The organism is Shinella sp. NM-101, from assembly GCF_021401195.1.
Classification (GTDB): domain Bacteria; phylum Pseudomonadota; class Alphaproteobacteria; order Rhizobiales; family Rhizobiaceae; genus Shinella.
Map to the genome: position 1 here is coordinate 108536 of NZ_JACBFT010000004.1, position 12017 is coordinate 120552.

Sequence of the window (12017 nt, forward strand, 5' to 3'; positions counted from 1 at the left end):
TCCGGACGTTGCAACAGGCGCTGCACGGCGCCTGTTGCTGCACGTCGCGTCTCAAGGAACGCCGCGCAATTTCGCAACCGGCAGCTCGTGCGCCCGGCAGCGCCTGTTGAACTATACGAGGTCGAGCGGCACGACGATCGGCTTTCCCGCGGCCTCGCCGAGATGGGCTTCCACGGCATAGACCGCGCGCAGCCGCTCCGGCGTCAAGACCGCGTTCGGCGGCCCATCGGCGACGATCACGCCCTTGTCGAGCAGGATCAGGCGGGAGCACCAGCGCGCGGCGAGGCTGAGATCGTGCAGCGAGGCGATGACGCCGCGGCCTTCGCCGGCAAGCTCCGCAAAGGTCTTCATCAGCATGATCTGGTGCGAGGGGTCGAGCCCGGCCGCCGGCTCGTCGGCCAGCAGCAGCGGCGCATCCTGGGCGAGCGCGCGCGCGATCAGCACCCTTGCCTTTTCGCCGCCGGAAAGTTCTGTCGCCGGGCGGGCGCGAAACCCGTCGACCTCCATGCGCCGCATGGCACGTTCGACAAGGTCCAGGTCCGCCTTGCCCGGCCGGGAGAAGGCCGGCCGGTGGGCATGGCGGCCGAGCGCCACGATCATCTCGACCGGAACGGGCCAGGCGATGTCGCGCTCCTGCGGCAGGTAGGCGGCATGGCGGGCGCGTTCGCGCGCACCCATCGCCGCGACGGCGCGGCCGTCGATCCCGACGTCGCCGCGATGCGGCGTGAAGCCGAGGATCGTCCGCAGCAGCGTCGATTTTCCCGCCCCGTTCGGCCCGATCAGGCCGACGAACTCTCCGGCGGCCAGATCGAATGAGATGTCCTTCAGGATTTGCCTGCCGCCCAGCGAGGCGCCGAGGGCCTTTACCGACAGCAGCGTCACAGCATCTGCCTCCGCGTCTTGTAGACCAGCCACAGGAAGAAGGGTGCGCCGACGAGGGCCGTCAGCACGCCGAGCTTGAGGTCGCGTTCGGGTGCGATGATGCGCACGAGCGTGTCGGCCGCCAGAAGCACGCAGGCCCCGCCGAGCGCGCTCGCCGGCAGGAGCCGCGCCGGGCGCGCGCCGACCAGCGGGCGAAGCATGTGCGGCACCACCAGCCCGACGAAGCCGATGACGCCCGCCACCGCGGTCGCCGCGCCGACGCTGGCGGCGGTGCCGAAGACCGCGAGAAACTGCACCCGCCGCATGTCGACGCCCATGCTGGCCGCCGCATCGCCGCCCAGCGTCAGCGCGTCGAGCGCCCGGCCGAGGCTCGCCAGCATCACCCAGCCCGCGACCATGAACGGACCGGCCAGCCACACATGGGTCATCGAGCGGTCGGAGAGCGAGCCCAGCATCCAGAACATGATTTCCAGCGCCGCGAAGGGATTGGGCGACAGGTTGAGCGCAAGCGCGGTCAGGGCGCTCGCCAGGCTCGAGACGGCGATGCCGGCGAGAATGACCGTAAGCGCGCCGCCGCTGAGGCCGACCATCGCCTGCACCACCAGCACGGCGGCGACCGCGCCCGCCAGCGCCGCAAGGGGCAGGCCGAGCGGGAACAGGGCGGAAAAGCCGGTATAGATGGCCAGCACCGCGCCCAGCGAGGCCGATGCGCTCACCCCGAGAAGCGCCGGCTCGGCCAGCGGGTTGCGCAGCCAGCCTTGCAGCGCCGCGCCCGACAGGCCGAGCGTGGCGCCGATCATCAGCCCCAGCAGCGCGCGCGGCAGCCGGATTTCCTGCATGACGAGGGCAATCGTATCGCCCTTGTCGGAAAGGAGCGCCCTGAGGCTGTCGCCGAAGGCGACCGCCGCCGGCCCGACCGTCAGCGACAGCAGGAAGAGAAGGAAGGTGAGAAATCCGAGCCCGGCGATCACCAGCCGGAAACGCGCCGTATCGCTCATGGCGTTTCGCTCCGTTCGCCGAGCGCTGCGCGCTGCAGCATGCGCGATGCCTCCAGCGTGAAGGGCGCGCCGCAGATCGTGTACTTGTCCGGAATGGCGATCGCCCGGTCGGAAAGTGCCCTGAAGGCGGGATGCGAGAAATTCGCCTTGGCCAGCGCCGGTGCGCTGTACTGGCTGTCGCCTTCCAGGATGATGTCGGGATTGGCGGAGATCAGCAGTTCCAGCGGCAGGCGCGTCATGCCCTTGAAGCCGAGCGTATCGCCGAGATTGACAAGGCCCGCGGCCTGCACGATCGCATCGGCCAGCGTGCCCGAACCCGACGTGTAGCTGTTGGCGTAGTAGATGGCGACGGTCTTGGCGGGCGGATGACGCGCGGCAAGGTCGGCAAGGCCCTTGTCCAGTTCCGCCACCAGCTCGCCGGCCCGCTGCTCGCGATGGAGCAGGCGGCCCATGCGCGTGAGGTTCTCGCGCACGTCGTCGAAGGACGCGGCGGGCGTGAACTGCTCGACCCTGAAGCCAAGCTCGCGAAGCAGGACGACCGTCGCCTTCGCGGTGTAGGTGCCGGCAAGCACGAGATCGGGCTGCATGAGGAAGATCTCCTCGGCCTGGCCGCTGTTGGGCCGGTATTGCGCGGCTTCCTCCACCATCACGGACGTTCCTTCCTCGCCGGCGAGGAAGGACACCGACCTGAGCTGTCCGGGCGCCGCCATCAGCATGGCGAGCTGATCGGTGCACAGGTTGATGGAGACGACCCGCTGCGGCGGCGGGTCGGCAGCGGCCGCAGCGGGGACAAAGGCAGGCATGAGCGCTGCGGTGGCCGCCATTGCGATCCTGCGGCATCGTGCGGAAGCAGCGGTCATGATGACAAGGCCTTTCAGAACGATCGGGTAAAGCTGAAATCGACGGACCGGCCCGGCGCCCTGTAGCCCTGCTTGGTCTGATACTGCTCGTCGAGGATGTTTGCCACCGAAAGCTTGAGGCGCGACTGTTCGTCGAGCGCATAGAGCGCCGTGAAGTCGGCCGTGATGTAGTGCGGAAGCCTGATGGTGTTGGCGGCATCCGCATAGCGCTCACCGCCATAGATGACGGCTGCCGACAGTTCGAGATCCTCCACGGGCGTGTAGGTGAGCCCCGCCATGCCCTTGAAGCGGTCGCCATAGGCGACATACCTGCCGTGGCTGCCCGGGCTCTTGTTCAGCGGTTCGCGGATGTCGAGGCCGAGATTGCCGCTCCACGCCTCGCTGAACCGGTGCGTCAGGGTGGCCTCGAAACCGGTTACCTGCACCTTTTCCACATTGTCCGGGTGCCAGGCGCCGAGGGGGTCGGCGGGATCGACCGGCGCCCAGTTGATCTGGTCTTCCACGCGCATGTGATAGACCGCCATGTCGAGGCCCGTATCGGCCGTGGCCTGCCACTTCAATCCCATCTCGTAGGAACGCGACGTTTCCGGCCGGAGGTCGGGATTGCCCGAGAGGTAGGGGTCCGGATAATAGAGGTCGTTGAAGGTCGGCGCGCGAAAGCCGGTGGCGTAGGATGCGCGCGCCACCAGGTCCGGCGTCAGTTCGTAGCTCGCGCCGATATTGTAGGTGGTGGCGCCGCCGAACTGTTCGTTGTGGTCGAAGCGCAGGCCGCTGTCGAACGTAAGGCCCCGATACTCGAACGAATACTGGCCGAAGACGGCGGCCAGGTCGCGCTTCGTCGCCGCGTAGGCGACGCCCGAGATGGACGAACTGTCGACCGAATCGCGATAGGCTTCGACCCCGCCCGCCAGAATGTGCTTCGCCTCGTCCGTCTCGAACGTCCTTTGCGTGGAGGCGAGGACGCCGTAGCGCAGCGTGTCGAAATCGTCGCCCCTGGTGGCCCGACCGAAATTCGAGGCATTGTCGAGCGCGCCCATCACTTCGACGGTCGACGACCAGCTATCGGAATGGTCGATGCGCGCGCCGATGCGGCCGGAAGCGTTGGCCGTGTCCGCCTCGTTCGCCGGCTGGCGGTCATACTGGTTGCGGCCGCGCGCATAGAGCCCGTCGGCATAGATACGCCCCCAATCGAAGTCCTTCGACAGCGAGGCGTTGAACGAGCCCAGCCGGAAACCGTCCTTGTCGGGTTCGTGTCCAAAGGTGGCGGGCAGGGTGAAATCGTAGCCCTCGGTGCCCAGCATCTGCGCGCCGAAGGCATAATCGATCCCATCGGCGCTCCGGCCCTGCACATTGCCCGAAACGTAGCCGCCCCACGGATGCAGCACGCCGACGATGGCCGTGCCGCAGCTTGTGCGGCCATCGGCACAGACGCCGCCCTGCCGGGTGACGATGTTGATGATGCCGCCGATGGCGTCGGCGCCGTATTGCGCGGAATGGCCGCCCTTGGCGATCTCGATGCGCTCGATCGAGGCAAGCGGGATCGCGGAGAGGTTGACGGTGCCGGCGGTCGCCGAACCGGCGCGCACGCCATTGACGAGGACCAGCGTCTGCGCCGCCGTGGCACCGCGCAGCGAGACGCTCGAATCGGCGCCCATGCCGCCGTTCGAGGTCACGGTGACGCCGGGATAGCTTCTGAGCAGGGATGCCAGGTCGGACGCGGCGGACCGCCGGATCTCTTCCTCGCTTACGACCGTCACGGAGGACGTCGAGCGCGCCAGGCTCGATTCGCGGCGCAGCGGCGTGGTGACCACGATGGCTTCGAGCTGCGTGGCCCCGCCTTCATCGGCGCCCGCTTCCTGGGCCATGCCCGTGCCGGCCATCCCCGTGAACGCCAATGCCAGCGCGCTCGTCGTCAAAAGGACCGTCTTCAAATCAACCCCCAGGCACATTCGGGCGCATCGCTGCGCCCCGGTTCGCTATAAACCGCGGTCCGACTGGCAAAGCTGAGGAGCAAGGAAAACTCCGACCGGCCCGTCCCGCACACGGCAACACATCGTGTCACCGCCACGGACGTCCGCGCCGGGGCACCCCTCGTGCCTGGCATGGGTGACTGGAAAGGGCAGGTCTCCTGACTTCCGTTTCTTCGTCTCTCTTCCGCCTTCCCGGCTGCGCAGGACGCATCCCAGTGGCAATTGGAAGAAGACTCGACGGTTACAGTTGCGGGGGCAGTCCCGGCTTCAGCCTCAAACCGGCTTCACCGTGTTCCCTTTTAATCCGCCTTGCGGCGGAGCCGTTTCCAGCGCGGACCCTAATCGTTGGGGGACAAGACCGTCAATCGATAAAAGCCGGGCGCGACGATACTCCGGATCGGTGTTTGTCGAAGCGCAAAGAGCGGCTCCATCCGTGCCGGTTTTGCGTGGCCGGCCGAGCGGATTTCGCCTCAGGCGATCCGATCCCCGCAGACAGGCCAAGCCTTCGTGCGGGCGCGCTGCTCGAACGGAACATTGGCGGGCCGGGATCGTTGACTGTCCTGAACCCGGAGTCCGACCAATGCCAGCGCTCGTACGCTACATGCTGAGTCGCCTCTGCATCGGCTTCGCGCTCGGCGCCGCAAGCACGGTGGCCGTCCTGCTGCTCGAACCGTCTGCATTCGGCGCGGCCCTCGGCCCCCTGGAAATCCTGCTCGTGATCTACAGCATCGGCGCCGCCTTCGCCCTCGGCTATCTCGCGACCGCGCTCGCCTGGGAGAAAACGGAGCGGTAACAATCGACGCCTCTGCCGGCAGCACGGTCCTTTCGGCGGTCATCGCAAAGGGCTGGAACTGTATTCAAGTCGACAGGCCCGCCACCCTGCCTCGCAGATCCTGGCAGTCCGCGCGATCGTTCGCGGAAGACGAACGGAAGGGGTGCGTCCGGCTGTCATGGCGGATGCCTTCGCTCGTTCATCGGGAGCGGCCGAACGCCGTGATCCCGGTGCAACGCCGAGTGATGGCGGGGTGACTGCTGTCGCCGCCCTGCCCGGATCAAAAGGCGTGCTCGTTCGTCCCGGCATGTGCGGGGCAGGCGAGTACACATTCTTTCCAGGCGCCGGCAATCTCGGCACGCCAAGAGACATGCGCCGGATGATCGAAGATCCGGCGCATGTCCGGCCAGGCCGCCGAAGGCGGGAGTGCGGGCCGTTTTCAGGCGCGCGCCATCCCGCCCTGCTAGGGCAGCCTTGTCGATTCGATGTCAGAGACTTTGACGGCCGTCAGATCGAGCGAACGTTTTCCGCCTTCGACTTGCCCGTCTTGCGGTCCTGGCCGATGTCGTAGCTCACCTTCGCGCCGTCGCGCAGCGGGCCGCCGGATTCGACCGCCGAGACATGGACGAAGACGTCCGATCCGCCGTTGTCGGGCGTGATGAAGCCGAACCCCTTGTCCTGATTAAAAAACTTTACTGTACCCGTTGCCATGTCGTCCTCGTGAGCTTCGCGCCGGCGGCGCCATCACCTTAGCTTATTCGTCATCTGCCGTTCCCGCAACAGGTGACCGTGCATGCGGAACAACCATCGCACAGACGGGTTCTTCATCCCGACTTCGGCAAGCGCCGACATCGTTCCAGGAGAGGTACACGTCATGACGGACATCCGGGCCAAGGGGTTCGACAGCCCCGCTCAACTGCGCGAGCATCTGGCCGAAATCGAGGACGAGAGCCCGGCGGAGGGGCCGGGCGAGACGAAAACGCCTTCCGCCGTCCAGCAGGTCGCGGACCTTCGCCGGGAGGTCGCCGATCTACGCGCCCGGCTGGCGACGATCCGCAGGCAGGCGGAAGGGATGGATGCGCCGCCCTCCCGGGGCGAGCTGCACCCCTGGCTCAGGATCGCCGCGACGGCCGCGACGACCTATCTCCTCGGGCGGCTCGTGCAACGTCTTCGCCTCGGCGCGCCGGGCGCGGCCGCCGTGCCGATGATCGCCTCGCAGCTCGACCGAAGGATCTGGTAGGCGGAACAGTGGGGGGCCGGAGGGAGCGAGGCCGACAAGCCCGACCTGCGAGAAGGAAGCGCCTCCCGATCATCTGCGAAGCGGGCGCATGGCGTTGGTCGGCAGGCGATCGAGCCGCCCGGCAAGCAAAAGTTGCGGCAGGACCTTTCAACCGCTGGGCGCCGGGACCACATCAGGAGAATGAACAGGTCCAGCATACCCATCGAGCATCTGGCGCGCCTCCGGCGGATCCGCGGCTTGGCGCGGCTGATGGACACGGCGCTGCGCATTCCCGGCACGCGCGTGTCGTTCGGCGCGGACTCCGTGCTCGGCCTTGTCCCGGGCATCGGCGATTTCGCGGCCGCGGCCGTCAGCCTCGTCATCGTCAACGAGGCCCGGCGGCTCGGGGTGCCGAACGACAAGCTCATGAGGATGCTGGTCAATATCGGCTTCGATACGGTCGCGGGAAGCGTGCCGGTGCTGGGCGACGTCTTCGACGTCTATTTCAAGTCCAACCGCCGCAACCTCCAGCTTGTGCTGGATCATTTCGGTCTCGACCACGCCGACCTCGACCGCTAGGCGCCGACGGTGGTTCGCGACCCCGGAAGAATTGCGCGAAAAGCGGCGGACAAGCCTGGTCCTTCAACTGTCGGCCGGCGGTGCGATCTCGATCATGACCGGCGCGTGGTCGCTGGTGTGATCCCAGCTCCTGGGCGCGCGGCGAACGCCGGCGGAGCGCAGCCGCGGCGCGATGGCGGGGCTGAGCAGGAAATGATCGATCCGCAGGCCCGCATCGCGCTCGAAGGAATTGCGCCAATATTTCCAGAATGTGTAGATCCGCTCGTCGGGATGGAGACGGCGGATCGCATCCGTCCAGCCTTGCGCGAGGAGATCGGCATAGGCCTTGCGAACCTCGGGGCGAAACAGCGCGTCGTCTCGCCAGCGCTCGGGCGCATGGACGTCGATGTCGGTCGGCATGACGTTGTAGTCGCCGGCCAGCAGAACGGGAACATCGAGCTCGATCAGTTCCGCCGCATAGGCGAGAAGGCGCTGGAACCAGCGCAGCTTGTAATCGAACTTCGGGCCGGGAGCAGGGTTGCCGTTGGGAAGGTAGAGGCAGCCGACCAGCATCCCGTCGACGGCGGCTTCGATGTAGCGGCTGTGCGTGTCGTCAGGGTCGCCCGGCAGGCCCCGGCGCGTGAGAAGGGGCACCAAGCCCTTTGCGAGGATTGCAACGCCGTTCCAGCTTTTCTGGCCGTGCCAGACCGCCCCATAGCCGGCACGCTCCAGTTCCGCGCGCGGGAACCGGTCGTTCGGCGATTTCAATTCCTGCAGGCACACCACGTCGGGCGCGTCGTCCTCAAGCCAGCGAAGAAGCACGGCGAGGCGCCCGTTCACGCCGTTGACGTTGTAGGTCGCGATCTTCATCGATCCTCAGTCCGCGCGTCTATTGCCGCCCGCAAGGGCAGCGTCCGGGCGAGGCATGGCGGGATCGTCCGCGGGGTCCGGGTCTTCCAGGTAGGCGGCCGCCTGATGACCGGCAGCGCGCATGACGGCCTCGAATACCAGCGCGGCATCCGGATCGGAGGTCGGGCGTTGCGGCGAGGGAATTCCGATATCCATGGCAATTCTCCTGCTGCAAAAAAAACGCCCCGCTGGCGCAGCGGGGCGAAAAACCAACATCGGCTGATAAATGCGCGGGCGGCCGATTCGTTCCGTCTCTCACCACAGGCCCGGAAAGAGGCGGAAGCGGACGCGGCGGGCATAGTCGCCATAGCCCACGAGCCCGGTGCGAAGAAGCGCATCCTCCCAGTTCGTGCGCAGCACGAGCATGGCGCCGGCGAACGCCGCCGGCACGAGCGCCCACCAGGAAGCGAGCGCCAGCGCGATCCCGGCGAACATCATGAGCGCCCCGACATAGCCGGGATGGCGGACGAAGGCATAGGGCCCGGTGGAGATGACGCGCTGGCCGCGCTCGCGCTGCAGGCGCACACCCGGCTCGAAGAAGCGGTTGACCGCCTGCGCCCAGGTCGTGATGGCGATGCCGGCAAGGAGCAGGAGGTAGCCGAGCGCCACGAATGCCATGGGCACGGCCGACCAGGCCATCCGGCCCGCATCGAGCGTGGCGAGTGGGACCTCCGCCACCATGGCCGGCAGCATCAGCAGCAGGAGGATCCGATCCCAACCCTCGGTCCCGGGCTGGAACCGGCTGCGCGCGCGATAGATGACGGGGTTCGCCCGCTGGAGGACCAGGGCGGACACCGCGTATGCGGCGACGAGAAAGCCGACAAAGATCCAGCCGGGTGTCCAGTCGAACCGCCCGACGGGCAGGAAAACCAGCGCGAGGAGGGCGATCGGCAGGCCGATGGCATAGGCGGCGGCTTTTGAGCGCGACATCGGCGGGGGGTCGGTGAACGTCATGGTGCTGCACCTCACGATACGGTCAGGACCGGCGGTAGGATCGCCACGATCCATCCTGGCCTCGCACCAGTTGCCAGCGGCGCGCATCGACGCCCGTGCCCTTCGCCGTGCGATAGGCCGGGACGCTCAGGCGGATGTCGTCGCCGTCCGGGTGCCATTCGCCGATCATCGCGACGCCGTCGCCGAACTCGACCACGCACATGCCTTCGCTCATCTCGGCATCCTCTATCGTGAGGCGGCCGCCTTGAAAGGCATGGCTGTGCGGGAAGGAAAAGCGCATCATCCCACCTCATCCACGGACCGCGATACGTCAGGACGATGATCTTCGCACATGACCTCTCCGATCGGCCGGCTTTGCCGGCGGCGTAACGGCGCGGTGCAATGGCAATGTAAGGCGCCCGGCGCGGATTTCGACCCGCCGGCCGGTCTCCGGCATCACGGGGACGGCACTTTTTCAGGATGACCCCGGTCGTCCACGACTTGCGGCTTTCAGCCTGGCGATGCCGGTGATGCACTCCGACAGGCCGCCGGCCTCGACACGATCCTCGTTACCGGGCACGGCGCTGTTCGCGGCCTCCCCATCGCCATGGTGCCGTCCATTTGAGGAGACCCGTTTCCCTGCCCGAGCTTGCCCGCCGGCTGGAATGCGGACGGCCGGGCCTCCGTCACGCCTCGGCGGGCATCTTCGCGGGCCGGGTGGTGCGGTAGATTTCGTCCAGGCTCATCATGTTGGAGAGGTCGACGCTCATCGGGGCCTGGTGCCCGAAGGCGCCGCGCATCAGGCAGGTCCGGGCGGCGGCCTCAGCGGCGTTTTCCAGGATGGCCTCGGGCGGCCGGTCGTCGAGCAGGCCGACGAGGACGTTGGCGATATAGGTATCTCCTGCGCCCAGCGTGTCGATGGCCTCGACCGTCTTGGCCGGGGCTTCGAAGACGCCGGTTTCGCCGGCAAGAAGAGCCCCGTCGGTGCCGCGGGTGACGAGGCTCCAGCGGGCCCCCGCCGTCCGGGCACGCTGCGCCAGCGAAAGCGCCTCCCGGCGCGACATGCCGCCGGCGGAGAAGGCGATCAGGAAGCTGTACGGCGCGACCTTCGCGATGCGCTCTGGATCGTGCACCGTGGCGAGATCGTAGGAGACCTTCGTCACCGCGGCAAAGCGCGGCAGCCAGGCGTCGACATGGCTCGACCGGCCGGTGTGGACGGCGTCGAACTGCGAAAGCCGCGACAGGTCGGCCGGCGAGGGCGCGATGATCGACGGGCCGAGATTGGCGCCGACGAAGACCCGGTCGCCGTCCTGCGTCTCGATCACGCAATAGGCCGTCTGCCCCGGCTCGATCCGCAGCAGGGAGACGTCGACCCCTTCCTGGATGAGGGCCGCACGGATCAGGCGCCCGGCATCGTCGTCGCAGACCGCGCCGGCATAGGCGGTCTCTGCGCCGGCGCGGCGTGCGAAGACGGCATGGTTGACGCAGTTCCCGCCGGGAAACATCAGGTTCCGGTCGCGATAGCAATCGACGACATTGTCACCGAAGGCGAGGATTCTGGCGGGATGCGGCATCTGGCAAGCTCTCCTGAGAAGAAACTGAGAACGTTCTCAATTATAGGCCTGCGGTAAAAAAGGCAAATGGTTTCCCGCGTCAGGGGCGCCGGCAATGCGCAATCGTGATGGGGTTCGCAAGGCCGGGCTGAGTGGCGCCGAAAGGTGCCCGCCGGCAGCATTGCTGGAAAAGACAATGGAAAAACAGGAGGATAATCCGGCGTCAGGCGCGGGCGGCGATAAGGGCCTTCTCCCGCGCCGGGAGGGTCAAAGCCGTGCGACGGAGCCGCGCTCGATCAGTTCCGCGGGCATCAGCACGGTGCGCGGCGGATAATCCTCGCCGCGAATGCGCTCCAGCAGCATCCGCGCCGCCGCCTCGCCCATGGCCAGGCGCGGCTGCGCGACGGTGGTGATGCCGGGCCGGTGGAAGCTCATCCAGTCGAGGTCGTCGAAGCAGATGATCGAGATGTCCTGCGGGATGGATATCTGCATCTCGGCGAGCGCCCGCATCGTGCCTTCGGACATGGTGCCGTCCGTGGTGAAGAGCGCGGTTGGCGCTTCGGGGGCGGTCATCAGGCCGGGCACAACGGCCTGCGCGGCAAGGGCCGAATAGCTTCCGGCCCGCAGCGTCAGGCGCGGGTCGACGGGCAGGCCCTCGATCCGGTGGGCGCGGATATAGCCGAGAAGACGCTGCCAGCTCGGATAGAGCGTCTCGCTTTCGATCGGATCGCCGGCGATGGCGCGGGCGAGGAAGGTGTCGAGGCCGCCGCCTTCCTCATCGACGAGTTCGGCCACGATGCCGATGCGGCGATGGCCGGCGGCGATGAGATGGCGCACGGCCTGCTCGGCGGCGGCGATGTTGTCCGTCGCCACGCGGTCGACCATCAGGCCGGCGACGGCGCGATCGATCAGCACGAGCGGAACGCCCATGGCCCGCAGATTGTGCAGGTGCCGCGCCTTGCGCGTGTCGCTCGGGGTGACGATCAGCCCGTCCACCTGCTTCTGCGCCAAAAGCTCGACCGAATGGACCTCCTTGGGCTGGGCCTCGTCGCTGTTGGTGATCAGCAGGCCGAAGCCGTTGGCCTCCGCCACGTTGGAAATGCCGCGCAGCACCGAGGCGTAGAACGGGTTCTGGATGTCGCCGGCGACGACGCCGAGCGTGCGGGTCTTGCCGGTGATCAGGCTGCGCGCCAGCGCATTGGGCCGGTAGCCGAGGCTCTGCGCGGCCTTGAGGACCTGTTCCTTCTTGTCCTCGCTGGTATAGCCGTAACCGCCGAGCACCCGTCCGGCGGTCGCCGTGGAAACGCCGGCTGCCCGCGCAACATCCGTGATCGTTGCCTTGCTTTTCGGAGCCACTGGCAAT

14 protein-coding genes and 1 riboswitch are annotated in these 12017 nt (G+C 67.4%); of the genes, 3 read left to right on the forward strand and 11 right to left on the reverse strand.

The genetic code is table 11. The features are described from left to right. Positions 1–111: 111 nt before the first annotated feature. Genes L0976_RS09900 through L0976_RS09915 form a run of 4 tightly spaced genes read right to left on the reverse strand, consistent with a single transcriptional unit; the run spans position 112 to position 4689 of the window. A complete protein-coding gene (locus L0976_RS09900; RefSeq protein ID WP_234187145.1) occupies positions 112–882 on the reverse strand; it encodes an ABC transporter ATP-binding protein in 771 nt (256 codons plus the stop codon). After that, positions 879–1880 (reverse strand): iron ABC transporter permease, encoded by a 1002-nt coding sequence (locus L0976_RS09905; protein ID WP_203320149.1) that lies wholly within the window; start codon positions 1878–1880, stop codon positions 879–881. Before L0976_RS09905 ends, L0976_RS09900 begins: the two co-directional genes overlap by 4 nt. Further along, positions 1877–2740 carry an ABC transporter substrate-binding protein gene (locus L0976_RS09910; RefSeq protein WP_370643624.1) on the reverse strand — a complete coding sequence of 288 codons (864 nt, stop codon included), beginning with the start codon at positions 2738–2740 and terminating at the stop codon, positions 1877–1879. Before L0976_RS09910 ends, L0976_RS09905 begins: the two co-directional genes overlap by 4 nt. Before the next feature lie 14 nt (positions 2741–2754). Then, positions 2755–4689 (reverse strand): TonB-dependent siderophore receptor, encoded by a 1935-nt coding sequence (locus tag L0976_RS09915; RefSeq protein WP_234187147.1) that lies wholly within the window; start codon positions 4687–4689, stop codon positions 2755–2757. 151 nt (positions 4690–4840) lie between these two features. Further along, positions 4841–5050: riboswitch (cobalamin riboswitch) on the reverse strand. 240 nt (positions 5051–5290) lie between these two features. On the opposite strand from L0976_RS09915, the gene L0976_RS09920 reads away from it, so the two are divergent. Next, on the forward strand, positions 5291–5503 hold the full coding sequence (locus L0976_RS09920; RefSeq protein WP_234187148.1) for a hypothetical protein: 213 nt from the start codon (positions 5291–5293) through the stop codon (positions 5501–5503). Between the two features lie 486 nt (positions 5504–5989). Here L0976_RS09920 and L0976_RS09925 read toward each other — a convergent pair whose 3' ends face one another. Beyond that, positions 5990–6193 (reverse strand): cold-shock protein, encoded by a 204-nt coding sequence (locus L0976_RS09925; protein ID WP_203320152.1) that lies wholly within the window; start codon positions 6191–6193, stop codon positions 5990–5992. A gap of 163 nt (positions 6194–6356) precedes the next feature. On the opposite strand from L0976_RS09925, the gene L0976_RS09930 reads away from it, so the two are divergent. Both L0976_RS09930 and L0976_RS09935 read left to right on the forward strand, forming a co-directional pair. Continuing rightward, positions 6357–6722 (forward strand): hypothetical protein, encoded by a 366-nt coding sequence (locus L0976_RS09930; RefSeq protein WP_234187149.1) that lies wholly within the window; start codon positions 6357–6359, stop codon positions 6720–6722. Positions 6723–6902: 180 nt separating this feature from the next. Beyond that, complete coding sequence (locus L0976_RS09935; protein WP_203320154.1) at positions 6903–7280, forward strand: DUF4112 domain-containing protein; 378 nt, start codon at positions 6903–6905, stop codon at positions 7278–7280. A 63-nt stretch (positions 7281–7343) separates the two neighbouring features. Here L0976_RS09935 and xth read toward each other — a convergent pair whose 3' ends face one another. The 6 genes from xth to L0976_RS09965 form a co-directional block, all read right to left on the reverse strand. Further along, positions 7344–8129 (reverse strand): exodeoxyribonuclease III, encoded by a 786-nt coding sequence (gene xth, locus L0976_RS09940; protein WP_234187150.1) that lies wholly within the window; start codon positions 8127–8129, stop codon positions 7344–7346. 6 nt (positions 8130–8135) lie between these two features. Further along, a complete protein-coding gene (locus L0976_RS09945; protein ID WP_234187151.1) occupies positions 8136–8324 on the reverse strand; it encodes a hypothetical protein in 189 nt (62 codons plus the stop codon). A gap of 99 nt (positions 8325–8423) precedes the next feature. Beyond that, the gene (locus L0976_RS09950) at positions 8424–9122 is read right to left on the reverse strand and encodes an isoprenylcysteine carboxylmethyltransferase family protein (RefSeq protein WP_234187152.1); all 699 of its coding nucleotides are present in this window, start codon (positions 9120–9122) and stop codon (positions 8424–8426) included. Between the two features lie 22 nt (positions 9123–9144). After that, positions 9145–9336 (reverse strand): hypothetical protein, encoded by a 192-nt coding sequence (locus L0976_RS09955; RefSeq protein ID WP_234187153.1) that lies wholly within the window; start codon positions 9334–9336, stop codon positions 9145–9147. A gap of 451 nt (positions 9337–9787) precedes the next feature. Beyond that, a complete protein-coding gene (locus L0976_RS09960; RefSeq protein WP_234187154.1) occupies positions 9788–10675 on the reverse strand; it encodes a PfkB family carbohydrate kinase in 888 nt (295 codons plus the stop codon). A 246-nt stretch (positions 10676–10921) separates the two neighbouring features. Then, on the reverse strand, positions 10922–12010 hold the full coding sequence (locus L0976_RS09965; RefSeq protein WP_234187155.1) for a LacI family DNA-binding transcriptional regulator: 1089 nt from the start codon (positions 12008–12010) through the stop codon (positions 10922–10924). Between the last annotated feature and the right edge of the window lie 7 nt (positions 12011–12017).